General features: G+C 74.7%; 14 protein-coding genes and 2 pseudogenes. 11 read left to right on the top strand and 5 right to left on the bottom strand.

Annotation, left to right across the window (positions count from 1 at the left end; genetic code table 11):
* Positions 1-39: 39 nt before the first annotated feature.
* The 6 genes from ABFY07_RS11000 (at position 40) to ABFY07_RS10975 (ending at position 6,744) form a co-directional block, all read left to right on the top strand.
* A complete protein-coding gene (locus ABFY07_RS11000) occupies positions 40-804 on the top strand; it encodes an enoyl-CoA hydratase family protein (RefSeq protein ID WP_346174300.1) in 765 nt (254 codons plus the stop codon).
* A gap of 4 nt (positions 805-808) precedes the next feature.
* Positions 809-1,945, top strand: a complete 1,137-nt coding sequence (locus ABFY07_RS10995) for an acyl-CoA dehydrogenase family protein (RefSeq protein ID WP_346174299.1) — start codon at positions 809-811, stop codon at positions 1,943-1,945.
* A gap of 9 nt (positions 1,946-1,954) precedes the next feature.
* Entirely contained in the window at positions 1,955-3,010 is a 1,056-nt protein-coding gene (locus tag ABFY07_RS10990; protein WP_346174298.1) for an acyl-CoA dehydrogenase family protein, read from the top strand.
* A 41-nt stretch (positions 3,011-3,051) separates the two neighbouring features.
* Positions 3,052-3,933 carry an SDR family oxidoreductase gene (locus ABFY07_RS10985; protein WP_346174297.1) on the top strand — a complete coding sequence of 294 codons (882 nt, stop codon included), beginning with the start codon at positions 3,052-3,054 and terminating at the stop codon, positions 3,931-3,933.
* 237 nt (positions 3,934-4,170) lie between these two features.
* Positions 4,171-5,238, top strand: coding sequence for a glucose-1-phosphate thymidylyltransferase (locus tag ABFY07_RS10980; RefSeq protein ID WP_346174296.1), 1,068 nt, complete (start codon positions 4,171-4,173; stop codon positions 5,236-5,238).
* Positions 5,239-5,370: 132 nt separating this feature from the next.
* A complete protein-coding gene (locus ABFY07_RS10975; RefSeq protein WP_346174295.1) occupies positions 5,371-6,744 on the top strand; it encodes an NDP-hexose 2,3-dehydratase family protein in 1,374 nt (457 codons plus the stop codon).
* Positions 6,745-6,835: 91 nt separating this feature from the next.
* Here the strand turns inward: ABFY07_RS10975 and ABFY07_RS10970 are convergent, their stop codons facing one another.
* From ABFY07_RS10970 to ABFY07_RS10960, 3 genes are all read right to left on the bottom strand, one after another.
* On the bottom strand, positions 6,836-7,414 hold the full coding sequence (locus ABFY07_RS10970) for a GNAT family N-acetyltransferase (RefSeq protein ID WP_346174294.1): 579 nt from the start codon (positions 7,412-7,414) through the stop codon (positions 6,836-6,838).
* A gap of 23 nt (positions 7,415-7,437) precedes the next feature.
* Positions 7,438-8,556 (bottom strand): mechanosensitive ion channel family protein, encoded by a 1,119-nt coding sequence (locus ABFY07_RS10965; RefSeq protein ID WP_346174293.1) that lies wholly within the window; start codon positions 8,554-8,556, stop codon positions 7,438-7,440.
* Between the two features lie 233 nt (positions 8,557-8,789).
* A complete protein-coding gene (locus ABFY07_RS10960; RefSeq protein ID WP_346174292.1) occupies positions 8,790-9,575 on the bottom strand; it encodes a CDP-alcohol phosphatidyltransferase family protein in 786 nt (261 codons plus the stop codon).
* Positions 9,576-9,722: 147 nt separating this feature from the next.
* Here ABFY07_RS10960 and ABFY07_RS10955 point away from each other — a divergent pair, with 147 nt between their 5' ends.
* The 5 genes and pseudogenes from ABFY07_RS10955 to ABFY07_RS10935 form a co-directional block, all read left to right on the top strand.
* Positions 9,723-10,718: a zinc-dependent alcohol dehydrogenase gene (locus ABFY07_RS10955; protein ID WP_346174291.1), complete on the top strand. Its 996-nt coding sequence runs from the start codon at positions 9,723-9,725 to the stop codon at positions 10,716-10,718.
* A 155-nt stretch (positions 10,719-10,873) separates the two neighbouring features.
* Positions 10,874-11,272, top strand: coding sequence for a 6-pyruvoyl trahydropterin synthase family protein (locus tag ABFY07_RS10950; RefSeq protein ID WP_346174290.1), 399 nt, complete (start codon positions 10,874-10,876; stop codon positions 11,270-11,272).
* A 77-nt stretch (positions 11,273-11,349) separates the two neighbouring features.
* Positions 11,350-12,420 carry a glycosyltransferase family 4 protein gene (locus ABFY07_RS10945; protein ID WP_346174336.1) on the top strand — a complete coding sequence of 357 codons (1,071 nt, stop codon included), beginning with the start codon at positions 11,350-11,352 and terminating at the stop codon, positions 12,418-12,420.
* Positions 12,417-13,274 carry a methyltransferase domain-containing protein gene (locus tag ABFY07_RS10940; RefSeq protein WP_346174289.1) on the top strand — a complete coding sequence of 286 codons (858 nt, stop codon included), beginning with the start codon at positions 12,417-12,419 and terminating at the stop codon, positions 13,272-13,274. Before ABFY07_RS10945 ends, ABFY07_RS10940 begins: the two co-directional genes overlap by 4 nt.
* Positions 13,181-14,125, top strand: a pseudogene (locus tag ABFY07_RS10935) (lysylphosphatidylglycerol synthase transmembrane domain-containing protein); the annotation flags it as partial. The gene ABFY07_RS10940 and the pseudogene ABFY07_RS10935, both read left to right, overlap by 94 nt.
* Positions 14,126-14,404: 279 nt before the next feature.
* Here ABFY07_RS10935 and ABFY07_RS10930 read toward each other — a convergent pair.
* Together ABFY07_RS10930 and ABFY07_RS10925 are read right to left on the bottom strand one after the other, a co-directional pair.
* A pseudogene (locus ABFY07_RS10930) lies at positions 14,405-15,046 on the bottom strand (RibD family protein); the annotation flags it as partial.
* Complete coding sequence (locus ABFY07_RS10925) at positions 15,043-15,792, bottom strand: creatininase family protein (protein WP_346174288.1); 750 nt, start codon at positions 15,790-15,792, stop codon at positions 15,043-15,045. The gene ABFY07_RS10925 and the pseudogene ABFY07_RS10930, both read right to left, overlap by 4 nt.
* Between the last annotated feature and the right edge of the window lie 3 nt (positions 15,793-15,795).

The following is a 15,795-nucleotide window of genomic DNA, read 5'->3' as shown; positions in this document are numbered from 1 at the left end:
CCCGCGCGGACCGGCCACCCTTCGACGTACGGAGCACGCATGGGCGCTGAACTCATCAGGACCGCCGTCGACGAGCGCGGGATCGCGGAGGTCGTCGTGGACTGCCCGCCCGTCAACGCCCTGCCGGTGGCGGGGTGGCGCCGGCTGGCCGAGTCGGTGGAGCGGCTGGGCCGCGACACCGCGGTGCGGGTGGTGGTGCTCCGGGCCGAGGGCCGGGGCTTCAACGCCGGTGTGGACATCGAGGAGTTGCGGGCCGACGGCGGATCCACCGCCCTGGTCGGCGCGAACCGCGGCTGCTTCGCCGCGTTCGCCGCGCTCTACGACTGCGCGGTGCCCGTCGTGTCCGCCGTGCACGGCTTCTGCCTGGGCGGCGGCATCGGTCTGGTCGGGAACTCGGACATCGTCCTCGCCGCCGAGGACGCGTACTTCGGGCTGCCCGAGGTCGATCGCGGCGCGCTGGGGGCCGCCACCCATCTGTCCCGGCTGGTGCCCCCGCACCGGGCACGGGCCCTGATGTACACCTGCGCCACCGCGACCGCCGCCGAGCTGCACGCCTTCGGTTCGGTGCTCGAGGTGGTGCCGGGCGGCCGCCTGAGGGAGCGGGCCCTGGAGATCGCGGGCGAGATCGCCGCGAAGGACCCGGTGGTGATCCGGGCCGCGAAGGAGGCGTTCAACGGCATCGACCTGTGGGACGTCAAGCGCAGTTACCGCTACGAGCAGGGCTTCACCTTCGAGCTCCAGCTGTCCGGCGTCGCCCACCGGGTCCGCGACGCCTTCGGCCGCCGGCCGGACGAGGAGGGGTGACGTCATGGATCTCACCTGGAGCCCCGAGGAGGAGGCGTTCCGGCGGGAGGCCAGGGGGTGGCTCGCGGCCCATGTGCCGCGGCCCCCGCTGCCCTCCGGCGACACCCGGGAGGGGTTCGCCGCCCATGTGGAGTGGGAGCGCGCGCTGTTCGACGCGCGCTGGGCGGTGGTGTCCTGGCCGGAGGAGTTCGGCGGGCGGGACGCGTCGCTGTGGCAGTGGCTGATCTTCGAGGAGGAGTACTACCGGGCCGGCGCGCCCGCCCGGGTCACCCAGAACGGCATCTTCCTGCTCGCCCCGACGCTCTTCGAGTTCGGCACCCCCGAGCAGCGGCGGCGGATCCTGCCGCGGATGGCCGCGGCGCGGGACCTGTGGGCGCAGGGGTGGTCCGAGCCGGGGGCCGGCAGCGACCTGGCCGGCCTCCGCAGCCGGGCGGTGCGGGACGAGGCCGCCGGCGGGTGGCGGCTGACCGGGCAGAAGACCTGGACCACCCGGGGCGCCTTCTGCACCCATCTGTTCGGCCTGTTCCGCACCGATCCGCGGGCGGAGCGCCATCGCGGCCTCACCTACTTCCTGGTCCCGCTGGACGCGCCGGGCGTCACCGTCCGGGGCTTCGCCCGCCTCGACGGCGACGAGGGTTTCGCCGAGGTCTTCCTCGACGACGTCTTCGTGCCCGACGCCGACGTGCTGGGCGGGGTGGGCGAGGGCTGGTCGGTCGCCATGGCCACCACCGGCTCGGAGCGGGGGCTGACGCTGCGCTCCCCCGGCCGCTTCCTGCACGCCGCCGACCGGCTGCTGGATCTGGCCCGTACCCGGCCCGGCGGCCCGGGCGCCCACCGGGACCGGGTGGTGCGGTCGTGGATCGAGGCCCGGGCGTACGAGCTGCTGACGCTGGAGCAGGTCACCTCGATCGTCGAGGGGCGGCGGGTCGGGGCGGAGTCCAGCCTCAACAAGTTGTTCTGGTCCGAGCTGGACATCCGGCTGCACGAGACGGCCTGCGACCTGCTCGGCCCGGAGGCCGAGGTGGACACCCCGTGGAGCAGGGGTTTCCTGTTCTCGCTGGCGGGCCCGATCTACGCCGGGACCAACGAGATCCAGCGCAACATCGTCGCCGAGCGGCTGCTCGGCCTGCCGAGGAGGTGACCGCGGGCGATGCGCTTCGCCATGGCGGAACGGGACGCGGCGCTGGCCGGGGCGGCCGGTGAGGTGCTGGCCGCGCGGGTCGGCGCCGAGCAGATCAGGGCGGGCTGGCCGGGCGGCGACCCCGCGGGGGTGGACGCGGTCTGGCGCGTTCTCGCCCAGGTCGGCGTGGTCGCCGCCCTCGTCCCGGAGTACGGCGACGACCCCGATCCCGGCACCGATCCCGGCACCGATCCCGGCACCGGCCTCGGCCTCGGCCTGGACGAGAACGCGCTGCCCCCGCTGATGGAGGCACTGGGGCGCAGCGGGCTGCCGGTTCCCGCGGCCGAGACCGTCGCTGTCGGCGCGCCGCTGCTGGCCGCCGCGGGCGCGCCCCGCCTCGCCGAGGTGCTGGCCGGTTCCGCCCTGCTCACCGCGTCCCTCGCCGAGGGAGCCCCGGTCCCCTTCGCCACCCGCGCCGAGCTGTTCGTCGTACGCGCAGGCGACCGGCTGCGCCTGTACGAGCGCGCCGAGGTGCGGATCGAACCGGTCGGCTCGGTGGACGGCTCGCGCGGCCTGGCCCGGGTCGTGGCCCCGGCGGACGGCGGGCGGCCGCTGGCCGAGGGACCCGACGCGGTGGCCGTCTCCTGGCGGCGCGGTGTGCTGGCCACCTCGGCGCTGCTGGTCGGGCTGGCCGAGCGGATGCTCGAACTCACCGTGGCCCACGTGAAGGGGCGCCATCAGTTCGGCGTACCGGTCGGCTCGTTCCAGGCGGTCAAGCACGCCTTGGCGGACGTGGAACTCGCGGTGCGGTTCGCCCGCCCGGCGGTCCTCGCGGCCGGCTGGGCGCAGGCCGCCGGGGACCCCGGGGCGGCGGTGCGCACCTCGATGGCCAAGGCGCTGGCCTCCGACGCGGCACGGCTGGCGGCCCGTACCGCCCTCCAGTGCCATGGGGCCATCGGCTACACCACCGAGTACGAGCTGCATCTGTACGCCAAGCGGGCCTGGGCGCTGGCCGCCGACTGGGGTGGCCCGGCGGAGCACCGGGAGCTCATCGCGCGGGCGCTCGGGCTCGCACCGGCCGGCTGACCCCGCCGGACCGGCCGTCCCCGTCTCGAAGGAGTGCGCAGGTGACCGGAGTCTGTCAGGACCGGGTGGTCGTCGTGACCGGAGCCGGCCAGGGGCTGGGGCGTGCCCACGCGCTGGCGCTGGCGGCCGAGGGCGCCCGGGTGGTGGTCAACGACCTCGGGGAGGCCGCGGACACCGTGGCAGAGGAGATCAACGCCGCCGGGGGCGCCGCGGTCGCCGACCTGGGTGACGTCAGCGACTGGCGGTACGCCGAGGCCCTGGTCGCCCGGGCCATCGCCGAGTTCGGCACCCTGGACGCGCTGGTCAACAACGCGGGCATCAACCGCGATCGCATGATGGTGTCCATGACCGAGGCCGAGTGGGACCTGGTCGTGAAGGTGAACCTGAAGGGCCATGCCGCGCCGCTGCGGCACGCCGCGGCGTACTGGCGCGAGCGGAGCAAGCAGGGCCGCCCGGTCGCCGCCCGGGTGGTCAACACCAGCTCGGGCGCGGGGCTGATGGGCAGCGTCGGGCAGGGCAACTACGGCGCCGCCAAGGCGGGGATCGCCGCGCTCACCGTGATCGCGGCCGAGGAGATGGCGCGGTACGGCATCACCGTGAACGCCATCGCCCCGTCCGCCCGCACGCCGATGACCGAGGCGGTGGCGGCGTTGGCCGACCGGATGCGGGCGCCGGAGGCCGGCTTCGACGCGATGCATCCCGGCAATGTCTCACCGCTCGTGGTCTGGCTGGCCTCCGCCGAGTCGGGCGATGTGACCGGCCGGGTCTTCGAGGCCGAGGGCGGCACGATCTCCGTCGCCGACGGCTGGCAGCACGGCCCGCGGGCGGTCCGCGCTCGCCGGTGGGCCCCTTCCGAGATCGGCCCCGCCCTGCGCTCGCTCCTCGCCGAGGCCCCCGCCCCGGCCCCGGTCTACGGCGCCTGACCGCCCCCGGCGCGCCGGGCGTCCGGCCTCCTCAGGTGCCCCGTGATGCCGTGGTCCTCGAGTGATCGACGGCTCTCGCGGGATCATGGCTGGGAAGGTAGGGTGCGGGCGGTGTGGGAGATCGGCTCGGCATCGCCGTCGCCGGAGCGAGGACGTTCGGCGCTCGGGGGCACCCTCGCGGTGTGGTACCAGCCCTGATTCGTCGCTCGGCAGCACCGCAGCGCAGCGAGGAGTACCGTGAAGGCGCTTGTCCTTTCCGGAGGTTCCGGAACTCGTCTCCGTCCCCTCACCCACACCTCGGCCAAGCAGTTGGTGCCGGTGGCCAACAAGCCCATTCTGTACTACGTCCTCGAGGGCATCGCGGAGACCGGCATCCAGGACGTCGGCATCATCGTGGGAGAGACCGCCGGCGAGATCCGCGGCGCGGTCGGTGACGGCTCCCGGTTCGGGGTCGACGTCACCTATATTCCGCAGGAAAGGCCGCTCGGGCTCGCGCATGCCGTGTGGACGGCGCGCGGCTGGCTCGGCGACGACGACTTCGTCATGTATCTCGGCGACAACTTCCTGCTCGGTGGCATCACCGAGCAGACCGAGCGGTTCCGCGCGACCCGCCCGGACGCCCAGATCATGCTCACCCGGGTGCCCGACCCGAGGGCGTTCGGCGTCGCCGAGACGGACGCCGCGGGCCGGGTCGTCGGGCTCGAGGAGAAGCCGGAGTTCCCCAAGAGCGATCTGGCGCTCGTCGGTGTCTACTTCTTCACCCCCGCCGTGCACGAGGCCGTCGACAACGTCCGGCCCTCCGCCCGTGGCGAGCTGGAGATCACCGACACCATCCAGTGGCTGATCGACGAGGGGCGGCGGGTGGAGTCGTCGATCGTCACCGACTACTGGAAGGACACCGGGAACGCCACCGACATGCTGGAGGTCAACCGCTCCGTGCTCGACCGCCTCGAGCACCGTGTCGAGGGCGCGGTGGACGAGCGGAGCGAGCTGGTCGGCCGGGTGGTGGTGGAGCCCGGCGCCCGCGTGGTGCGGTCGCGGATCGTCGGCCCGGCCATCATCGGCAACGGCGCCCGCGTCGAGGGCTCCTACGTGGGGCCGTACACCTCGGTGGCCGACGACTGCTCGGTGGTGGACAGTGAGATCGAGTACTCCATCGTCCTGCCCCGCGCGACCATCGCCGGGGTGGGCCGCATCGAGGCCTCGGTCATCGGGCGCTCCGTGGAGGTGACCCGGGCGCCGCGCACCCCGCGAGCCCACCGGCTGATCCTGGGCGACCACAGCAAGGTCCAGATACGCGCGTGAGGCCGGCGGCGGTGGAGTGGTGGCGGCGGCGAGGTCGGTGAACCACAGGTCGGCACAAGGGCATTGCGTTAATCTCTGGTCGCCGGGCCACCCCCATACCCGACCAGGGAGAGTGCTCTGATGCCTTCTCATATGCCGCGTCCGCGTGGTGACGGGCGACTGGCCGAACGGCTGGCGCTGTCGGCCGCCACCACCGAGGGGGCGCACCTGGCCACCGGTGACTTCCGCGACTGGCTCGCCGAGCGCGGCCGGGCCCATGAGTTCCAGGTGGAGCGCATCCCGTTCGACCGGCTCGACGGCTGGTCCTTCGAGGAGTCCACGGGAAACCTGACGCACCGCAGCGGCCGCTTCTTCACCGTCGAGGGCCTGCACGTCACCGAGCGGGACGGACCGTACGGCGACGGTCCGTACGCCGACTGGTACCAGCCGATCATCAAGCAGCCCGAGGTCGGCATCCTGGGCATCCTGGTCAAGGAGTTCGACGGGGTGCCGCACTTCCTCATGCAGGCGAAGATGGAGCCCGGCAACCCCAATCTGCTCCAGCTCTCCCCCACCGTCCAGGCCACCCGCAGCAACTACACCCAGGCCCACCGGGGCGCGGCGGTGAAGTACATCGAGTACTTCGTCGGTCCCGGCCGGGGCCGTGTCATCGCGGATGTCCTCCAGTCGGAACACGGCTCGTGGTTCTTCCGGAAGTCGAACCGCAACATGATCGTGGAGGCGACCGGCGACGTGCCGCTCCTCGACGACTTCTGCTGGCTCACCCTCGGGCAGCTCGGCGAGCTGCTGCACCAGGACCACACCGTCAACATGGACTCGCGGACCGTTCTGTCCTGTCTGCCGGTGCCCGACCCGACGGGTCTCGCGCTGCTTCCCGACACCGAGCTGCTGTCCTGGATCACCGGGGAGCGGTCCCGCCACGATGTCCGGGCCGACCGGGTGCCGCTGGCCGGCCTGCCCGGATGGCGCCGCCACGAGACGGCCATCGAGCACGAGGACGGCCGCTACTTCAAGGTGGTCGCGGTGGCCGTGCGGGCGGGCAACCGGGAGGTCACCGGCTGGACCCAACCCCTGTTCGAGCCGGTCGCTCCGGGTGTCACCGCCTTTCTCGTGCGCGAGTTCGGCGGGATACCGCACGTGCTGGTGCACGCCCGGGTGGAGGGCGGCTTCCTGGACACCGTGGAGCTGGGCCCCACGGTTCAGTACACCCCCGAGAACTACGCCCATCTGCCGGAGAAGGAGCGCCCCCTGTTCCTCGACACCGTGCTCGGCGCGGGGCCGGACCGCATCCGCTACGGGGCCCTGCACTCGGAGGAGGGCGGCCGGTTCCTCAACGCGGTGAGCCGCTGTCTGCTGGTCGACGCCACCGAGGCCGAGGCCCCCCTCGATCCACCGCCCGGCTACGCCTGGGCCACCCCCGCGCAGCTCAGCGGGCTCGTCCGGCACGGCCACTACCTCAACGTCCAGGCCCGCACGCTGCTCGCCTGCCTCAACGCCTCGGCGTGAGGGCGGAGTCGGCGCCGGCCGCGCTACGACCCGTGGCCGGCTCGACGGGCCGCCGCGCTACGACCCGTGGCCGGCTCGACGGGCCGCCGCGCTACGACCCGTGGCCGGCTCGACGGGCCTGCCGGTCCGCCCGCCACTGCGGTGCCAGGACCGACCAGACCTCGATGTCGAGCCGCTCTCCCCGGTGCAGACGGTACTCGCGCAGCACGCCGTCCCTGGTCATCCCCAGCCGTCGGGCCACGGCGATGCTGGCTCCGTTCGCCGCCGCGGCCAGCCACTCCACGCGGTGGATGCCCCGCTCGTCGACGGCCCAGTCGATGAGCACCCGCGCGGCCCGGGTGACCAGGCCCCTGCCGGCCGCCGCCGGCTCCAGCCAGCAGCCGGCCTCGGCGGTGCCCTGGGCGATGTCCATGGTCCTGAAGAGGACCCCGCCGACCAGCGTGCCGTCCGCCCAGATGCCGTGGATCCGCCCGGTGTCGGCCGCGGCCTTGTCCGCGTAGCCCAGGAGGAACGAGCGGCTCGACTCGACGTCGGTCACGGCGTCGGCCAGCGTGATGTACTGCCCGATGAACTCCCGTCCACGATCCATGTGGGCCAGGAACTCCTGGGCCCGCCAGGGCTCCAGCGGGCGCAGCTCCGCGCCGTCGTCCCCCAGGGGTATCGCGTACATCGTCGCCTCCGTGTCGGCGGTTCTCAGTGGCCGGCCTTGGACATTGTCACCGGTGGCTTCGGCGCCGGGCCCCGGCCGGGCTCCGGTGTGCGCGGGGCGGGGAGCTGAATCTGGTCCGGCTGGTGGAGGACGACCGTGCGGACCGGCATGGGGACGTCGATGCCCTCGGTCCGGTAGCGCTGGTGGAGCCGCTTCAGGAACTCGTGCTTGATCAGGTACTGGTCGCTGAACTCCTGGACGCGCAGGACCACCGAGAAGTCGATGCCGGACTCCCCGAAGGTGTGGAACCGGATGACCGGCTCGTGCTCGGGGACGCCGCCGGCCACTTCGGCCATCACCTCTTCGGCGACGGCGACGCTCACCCGCTCGACGTGGTCGAGGTCGCTGTCGTAGTCGACCCTGGCCTGGATCAGGACGGACATCTGCTGTTCGGGCTGGTGGAAGTTGGTGGTGATGGCGCCGGCGAGCTTGGCGTTGGGGATGATCACCAGGTTGTCCGGCAGTTGGCGCACGGTGGTGTTGCGCCAGTTGATGTCGACGACATAGCCCTCCTCGCCGCTGCCGAGCCGGATGTAGTGGCCGGGCTGCACCGTCTTGGAGGCGAGGATGTGGACGCCCGCGAAGAGGTTGGCCAGCGTGTCCTGGAGGGCCAGGGCGACCGCGAGGCCGCCCACGCCGAGCGCGGTCAGCAGCGGGGCGATCGAGACGCCGAGGGTCTCCAGCAGCACCAGCACGCCCATCGCCAGGACCACGACGCGGGCGATGTTGACGAAGATGGTGGCGGTGCCGGCCACTCCCGACCGGGACAGCGCCTGGGTGCGCACCAGGTCGGCGACCACACGGGCGGCGGCGACGGTGGTGAGCAGGATGAGCACGGCGATCAGCGCCTGGTTGACGCTGTGGTCGACGGCGACGGTCAGCGGCAGGGCCGCGGCCGCCGCCGACACCCCGGCGGCGAGGGCCGCCCAGGGGGCGAGGGTGCGCAGCGCGTCGACGATGATGTCGTCGCCGGTCCACCGCGTCCTGCGGGCCCGCTCGGCGAGCCATCGCAGGGCGACGCGCGACAGCAGTCCCATGGCCGCGCCGGCGGCCAGCGCGGCGCCGACGACGATGAGGTCGTGCAGGGTGAGCGCGCGGTTCACCGGCCGCTCCCCGGGTCGCGGCGGCGTCTGCCGGGGAGTTCGGGCTGCTGTCTTCTCACCTTGTCACCTGCTCGTGCCGGGGATCTCGGGCGGGAGATCTCGTGCCGAAATGTCGGACCGCGCCGGGGCCGTCCGGAGCGGGCCCCCGCGCGGTCTGTCATCCTGCCGCATGCCTCCCGGGCGGGTGGCACCGACCGGTCGGCGTCCCCGGTCGGCGGCACCAGGGGCGGCGGTCAGGCGTCCGCGTGATTCAGGTGGCGCACGGCCGTGGCCGGCCGGGCCGTATGACGGGCCCTCACGCGCCACAGCCACCGGATGTCCCGCCCGAAGGACCAGAGCAGCAGCGCCAGCGCGACGCAGACCAGCGCGATCGCCGCCGGGCCGGGGAGGACGCCGGCCGCGGCCACCAGGAGGACGATGCCCTGCAGCGCGGCCACCGCCTTGCGGGCGGTGCTCGCGGGCAGGGCGCCGCTCAGCCACGGCAGGACCCGGGCCGCCGCGACGAAGGCGTAGCGCATGGCGCCGATGGTCAGCACCCACGGTCCCAGTGAGGCGGCGACGTAGACGCTGAGCACCAGGATGAGGAAGGCGTCGACCTCCATGTCGAAGCGCGCTCCCAGGGGGGACGCGGTTCCGGTGCGCCGGGCGACCTTGCCGTCGACGGCGTCGAGGATCAGCGCCACCGCGGTGAGGGCGACCAGGGCGGGGACGCGCGGCGGGCCCTGGAAGGAGTGGCTCTGGAAGGAGTCGGCGACCAGCGCGGTCACCCCGCCGACGAGCGTGGCGCGGGCCAGGGTGACGCGGTTGGCCGCCCCGAAGGACCTGAGCCAGGAGCGGCACACGGCGCGGGTGAGCACGGCCCAGGTGGCGAACGCGAAGGCCAGGCCGGTCAGCCAGCCCGCGGGCCCGAGGCCGAGCGCCGTGCCGAGGACTGCCAGCAGGAGTATCTGCGCGGCCGCTCCCGCGGCCGTCTCCTGCCGCAACAGCGTCGTGTCGTATGTGTTGTTCAGGGCAGCCACCGTGCACCCTCCGGCTGTTGTGGCGGAGTCGTCGAGTCGCCGCGTACCGTGTGCGCGGCCTGGTGATGCTCAGTACGTGCGTCATGGGCCGATGGTTCAGCCCGTTGTTCCGTTCGTTGTTCGGCTCGATTTCTCAGGAGGACGTGGATGGAGCGCGTCGCCCGCGCCTTCTGGCTCCGCTCGCCCGGCCACGGCGAGGTACGGGACGTGCCGCTGCCGGAGCCCGGCGCGGAGGACGTCGTGGTGCGTGCCCTGTACTCCGGGGTGAGCCGGGGCACGGAGACCCTCGTCTTCCGCGGCGGGGTGCCGCGCAGCCAGTACGCCGCGATGCGCGCGCCGTTCCAGGAGGGCGAGTTCCCCGGGCCGGTCAAGTACGGCTATCTCAGCGTCGGCCTGGTGGAGGAGGGGCCGGCCGCGCTGCTCGGCCGTACGGTCTTCAGCCTGTACCCGCACCAGACGCGGTACGTGGTCCCGGCGAGCGCGGTGACCGTGGTTCCGGACGCGGTGCCGGCCGCGCGCGCCGTGCTGGCCGGGACGGTGGAGACGGCGGTGAACGCGCTGTGGGACGCGGCGCCGCTGCTCGGTGACCGGATCGCGGTGGTGGGCGCCGGGATGGTCGGCGCGTGCGTGGCCGCCGTGCTCGCCAGGTACCCGGCCGTGCGCGTCCAGTTGATCGACGCGGATCCCGCGCGCGCCGCGGTCGCCGCCGCCCTGGGAGTCGACTTCGCGCTGCCCGGGGAGGCCACGGGCGAGTGCGATCTCGTCGTCCACGCCAGCGCCACCGAGGCCGGGCTGGCGCGCGCCCTCGAACTCCTCGCGCCGGAGGGGACGGTGCTGGAGCTGAGCTGGTACGGCGACCGGCGGGTCAGCCTGCCGCTGGGCGAGGCGTTCCACTCCCGCCGCCTGGTGGTGCGCAGCAGCCAGGTGGGGACGGTGTCCCCGGCCCGGGGCCCACGCCGTACCTTCGCCGACCGGCTGGCGCTCGCGCTCGAGCTGCTCGCCGACCCCACCTTCGACGCGCTGGTGACCGGGGAGTGCGCCTTCGAGGAGCTGCCGGCGGTGCTGCCCCGCCTGGCCTCCGGGGAGCTGCCGGGGTTGTGCCACCGCGTCCGGTACGGCCCCGCCGGGGAGGGTCCTTCCTGAGTGCGGCCTGAGCGGCCCGGCACACGTCGGCACGATCCGACGACACGATCCGGGACGATCCGGCGCGGCCGTGAACGAACGGGGCGGGCCGGCCGTACTACATGACGCGGCCCGGCCCAGGGTCGCGTGACGTGCCGTACCTGGAGGGTCGTTCGTTGTTCAGCATCACCGTCCGCGATCACCTCATGATCGCCCACAGCTTCCGCGGAGAGGTCTTCGGGCCCGCACAGCGCCTGCACGGAGCGACGTTCCTGGTGGACGCCACCTTCCGGCGCGCCGAACTGGACGCCGACAACATCGTGGTCGACATCGGTCTCGCCACCCGGGAGCTGAACGCGGTGGTCGGCGAGCTGAACTACCGCAACCTCGACGAGGAGCCCGCCTTCGCGGACACCAACACCAGCACGGAGTTCCTGGCGAAGGTCATCGCCGACCGCCTCGCCGAGCGGGTGCACGCGGGCGCGCTGGGCAAGGGCGCCCGGGGGCTTTCGGGGCTGACGGTCACCCTGCACGAGTCGCACATCGCCTGGGCGAGTTACGAGCGTGGCCTATGAGGGGGCTGCCCGGCGCGGCGCGGCCGCTGAGCGGCCCGGCCGAGGCCGCGCCGCGTCCGCGCGACGTGCACTTCGTCATGCCCGGTGGGGTGACCGACCCGGCCGCGCCGAGCGGTGGCAACACCTATGACCTCAGGGTGTGCCGGGAGCTGCCGGGCACCGGCTGGCGGGTCCACCGGCACGCGGTCGCCGGCGGCTGGCCGCAGCCGGAGGCCGAGGCCCGCGCGGCGCTGGCCCGGGTCCTCGCCGAGCGGCCGGACGGCAGCGTCGTCCTCCTCGACGGGCTGGTGGCCTGCGCGGTGCCGTCCCTGGTGGCCCCCGAGGCCGAGCGGCTGCGCCTGGCGGTGCTGGTGCACCTGCCGCTGGGCGACGAGACGGGGCTCGCCCCCGGCCGGGCGGCGGACCTGGACGCGCTGGAGCGCAGGACCCTGCGCGCCGTACCGGCGGTGGTGGCGACGAGCGGCTGGGCGGCCCGGCGGCTGGCGGACCGGCACGGCCTCTCCCCCGGCCGCGTGCACGTCGCCGCGCCGGGCGCGGACCCCGCGCCCCCGGCGCCCGGCACCGACGGCGCCTCGCGCCTGCTGTGCGTCGCCTCGGTGACCCCGCGCAAGGGGCAGCACCTGCTGGTGGAGGCGCTGGCCGAGGTCGCGGACCTCCCGTGGAGCTGTCTGTGCGTGGGCGGGCTCGGCCAGGACCCCGGCTATGTCACCCGGGTGCGCGAGCTGATCGGCGCGTACGGCCTCGGCGACCGGGTGCGGATCGCCGGCCCGCGGGCCGGAGCGGAGCTGGACGCGGCCTACGCCGGGGCCGACCTCCTGGTGCTCGGCTCGTACGCCGAGACGTACGGCATGGTCGTGACGGAGGCGCTGGCGCGGGGGATTCCGGTGCTGGCGACGGCCGTGGGCGGGGTTCCGGAGGCCGTGGGGCGGGCCCCCGGCGGCGGTCTGCCGGGCCTGCTCGTCCCCCCGGGGGACCCCGCGGCGCTCGCGGGGGCGCTGCGCCGCTGGCTCGGCGAGCCCGGTCTGCGGGGGCGGTTGAGGGCGGCGGCGCGCGGGCGGCGCGGCGCCCTGGACGGCTGGGGCACGACGGCGCGGCGGTTGGCGGGAGTGCTGGAACAGCTTCGATGTGAACCCCGGAGGGCCGCATGACTGCCACCGATGTGCCGCTGTACGAGCCGGAGTGGCTGGAGCTGCGGGAGGGCGCCGACGCCGCCGCCCGCGCCGGGGAGCTCCTGGGTCCGCTGCGCGAGTGGCTGGCGGGGACCGGGCCGCGGACCGGCGGTCTGGTGGTCCACGACCTGGGCTGCGGCACCGGCTCCATGGGCCGCTGGCTCGCGCCCCGGCTGCCCGGGCCCCAGCGCTGGGTGCTGTACGACCGCGATCCGGCGCTGCTGGGCCGGGCCGCGGCGCGGGCGCCGGAGGCGGCCGCCGACGGCGCCGGGGTTACGGTCGCCACGCGCCGCGGCGACCTGGCCGGACTGACCGCGGTCGAGCTGGCCGGGGCCTCGCTGGTGACGGCCTCGGCCCTGCTGGACGTGCTGACCCGCGGCGAGCTGGACGCGCTGGTCGCCGCCTGCGTGGGGGCCCGCTGCCCGGCACTGCTGGCGCTGTCGGTGGTGGGGCGAGTGGAACTGGCCCCGGCCGACCCGCTGGACGTCGAGCTGGCCGAGGCGTTCAACGCCCACCAGCGCCGCGGCGGCCTGCTGGGGCCGGACGCCGTGGCGGTGGCCTCGGAGGCCTTCGCCCGGCGGGGCGCGGTGGTGCGGGTGTGCGACAGCCCGTGGCGGCTCGGGGCGGAGGAGTCCGCGCTGACGGCTCGATGGCTGCGGGGCTGGGCCGAGGCGGCCTGCGAGCAGCGGCCGGACCTCGCGGCGCGCGCCGAGGGATATGTGCGGCGCCGGCTGGCGGAGTGCGCGGCGGGCGGGTTGCGGGTGGTGGTGCACCACAGCGACCTGCTGGCGCTGCCGCCCGCCGACGGCGACGCGAGGGGCGGTGTCTCGTGAACGCGCGGGCGCTCCGGGCGCGGCTCGGCACGATCGCCGGGGCGGCCGTCCTGGCGGTGGTGCTGTGGCGTGTGGGCACCGGCGCCTTCCTCGACGGGGTGCGCCGGATCGACGCGACGACCCTGCTGGCGGCGCTCGGCCTCGGCCTGCTCACCACGGTGTTCAGCGCCTGGCGGTGGTGTGTGGTGGCCCGGGCGCTGCGCATCCGGCTGCCGCTCGGCCGGGCCGTCGCCGACTACTACCGGGCCCTGTTCCTGAACGCGGCGCTGCCCGGCGGGGTCCTCGGCGATGTGCACCGCGCGGTGCGGCACGGGGGCGACGCCGGCGATGTCGGCCGGGGGGTGCGGGCGGTGGTGCTGGAGCGGACCGCGGGGCAGGTGGTGCTGGCCGCGGTGGGGGCGGGGGTCCTGCTGGCCCGGCCGTCGCTGGTGGCGGCGGAGATCCACCGCGTCGCCGACCGGCCGGCCGCGACCGGGGGCGCGAGCGCGGCGCTCGTCGTGGCGGCCGCCTTGGTCGTGGCGGCCGCCACGGCCGTCCTGGCCGTCGTACGGCTGCGCCGCGGGCCGGGCGCCTCGCGGTGGCGCCGGGGGGTCCGCGCCGCGCTGGCCGAGGCGCGGCGCGGACTGCTGGCCCGGGCGAGCTGGCCGGGGGTGCTGGTGTCGTCCCTCGTGGTGCTGGCGGGGCACCTGGGGATGTTTCTGCTGGCCGCCCGGGCCGCCGGATCACACGCTCCGGCGGCCGAGTTGCTGCCCCTGATGGTGCTGGCGCTGCTCGCCATGGCGCTGCCGCTGAACATCGGCGGCTGGGGGCCCCGGGAGGGCGTCACCGCCTGGGCCTTCGGCGCCGCGGGCCTGGGCGCGGCCCAGGGGCTGACCGTCGCCGTGGTGTACGGCGTGCTCGCCTTCGCCGCGAGCCTGCCCGGTCTCGGCGTGCTCCTGGCCCAGTGGGGCGCCGGTGTGCGGCGTCCGCAGGTCGATCTCGAAGAGGGTGTCCTCGCCGAGGTGGGCGCGGCGCATCGGCGGTCGGAGGGCCTCCCGCATGACGGGCGTGCCGGTGAAGCGGAGGCCCGGGACGCCGTCGCCGAGCAGGACGGGGGCCACGGTGACATAGAGCCGGTCGAGGGCCCGCTCGTGGAGGAAGCGCGACACCGTGACGCCGCCGCCCTCGACCAGGACCCGGCCCAGGCCGCGCCGCGCGAGCGTCTCGACCAGGCGCCGGGGGCCGAAGGCCGCCCTGTCCGGCAGGGTCAGCACGTCCACATGGCCGCCGAGCCCGCCCTGGCCGGGGCCGCCGCCCGCGGCCACCACCCACAGGGTGGGAGCTGAGCCATCGGTGAACACCCGGCACCGCGGAGGCACCCGGCCGTGCGGATCGAGGACGACGCGCACCGGGTTGGTGCCCGCGCAGGCGCGCACCGTCAGCTGCGGGTCGTCGGCGACGGCCGTACCGGCTCCGACGACCACCGCGTCGGCGAGCGCGCGCAGGCGGTGCAGATGAGCGCGGTCCTCCTCGCCGGTGACGTAGTCGGCGTCCCCGGTGCGGGTGGCGATGAAGCCGTCCAGGCTCTGCCCGAGCTGCGCGAAGGTGACGCGCGTCCCGGCCAGGCACAGCGGCAGATAGCGGTCGGCGAGGGTGTGCGCCCCGGGCGTGGTCTCCCGCCGCCACCGCCGGCCGCCGTCCGGGCCACGGGACAGGCCGGCGGCCTCGGCGTCCGCCTCGGAGCGGACGGCGCGCAGCAGTTCCCAGGCCGCCGTCTCGTCGAGCACGGTCATCGCGACTCCTCGGGGGTGAGCAGGGAGAGGTACTCGGCGAAGGATTCGACGAGCGCGGCGAGCATTTCCTTTCCTTTCCCGGCGGTTGCCAGGGAGGGGCGGCCGATGACTCCGGATTCGGTGTAGGCCGCCATACCGAGGGTGAGGAGATGTCTGCGGCCGTCGGCGAGGAAATCGGATATTTCGTAACCGGGCCGGACGAGTTCCGGGTGGGCGTGCAGGAGGATGGATGTCTCCACTTCCCCCGCGTGCATATCGCTGTGGGCCGGGGTCAGGACTCCGGCTTCCGTGCGCGCGGCGTCCCAGTCCGCGGGTCCCGGGAAAAGGGCCATGCGGGTTCCGGTGCCGGCGGATTCCTGGACCACGTTGCGCAGTACGTAATTTCCGCCGTGTCCGTTGACCAGAATGAGGGCTCCGATACCGGACCGGCGGAGCGAGTCGGCGATGTCCCGCACGACGGCGTGGAGCGTCGCGGCGGAAATGCTGACCGTCCCGGGCCACGCCTCGTGTTCATGCGAGCAGGAGATGGTCAGGGGCGGGAGGAGGTGGACGGGGTACGCGGCGGCGACCTCCCGGGCGATGGCGCAGGCGATGACCGTGTCGGTCACCAGCGGGAGATACGCGCCGTGTTGCTCGAAGCTGCCGATGGGAAGGACGGCGACAGCGGGCCGCCGGGCCCGCACGTCCTCGGTGGTGTCCGGCGGCAGCAGGCTCGGGGCCTGCGGTCGCCTTCCCGAACCGCTCATGTT

This window comes from Streptomyces sparsogenes subsp. cuspidosporus (genome assembly GCF_039532705.1).
Classification (GTDB): Bacteria; Actinomycetota; Actinomycetes; order Streptomycetales; family Streptomycetaceae; genus Streptomyces; species Streptomyces sparsogenes.
The sequence above is the reverse complement of the archived record's forward strand: the minus strand, read 5'-3'. Positions and strand labels throughout refer to the sequence as shown.

Bases quoted from the DNA above. Each gene is read 5' to 3' on its own strand.
- ABFY07_RS10975 (WP_346174295.1), top strand. From the start codon at position 5,371: ATGCCGCGTCCGCGTGGTGACGGGCGACTGGCCGAACGGCTGGCGCTG.
- ABFY07_RS10995 (WP_346174299.1), top strand. From the start codon at position 809: ATGGATCTCACCTGGAGCCCCGAGGAGGAGGCGTTCCGGCGGGAGGCC.
- ABFY07_RS10925 (WP_346174288.1), bottom strand. From the start codon at position 15,792: ATGAGCGGTTCGGGAAGGCGACCGCAGGCCCCGAGCCTGCTGCCGCCG.
- ABFY07_RS10945 (WP_346174336.1), top strand. From the start codon at position 11,350: ATGCCCGGTGGGGTGACCGACCCGGCCGCGCCGAGCGGTGGCAACACC.
- ABFY07_RS10940 (WP_346174289.1), top strand. From the start codon at position 12,417: ATGACTGCCACCGATGTGCCGCTGTACGAGCCGGAGTGGCTGGAGCTG.
- ABFY07_RS10955 (WP_346174291.1), top strand. From the start codon at position 9,723: ATGGAGCGCGTCGCCCGCGCCTTCTGGCTCCGCTCGCCCGGCCACGGC.
- ABFY07_RS10990 (WP_346174298.1), top strand. From the start codon at position 1,955: ATGCGCTTCGCCATGGCGGAACGGGACGCGGCGCTGGCCGGGGCGGCC.
- ABFY07_RS11000 (WP_346174300.1), top strand. From the start codon at position 40: ATGGGCGCTGAACTCATCAGGACCGCCGTCGACGAGCGCGGGATCGCG.
- ABFY07_RS10970 (WP_346174294.1), bottom strand. From the start codon at position 7,414: ATGTACGCGATACCCCTGGGGGACGACGGCGCGGAGCTGCGCCCGCTG.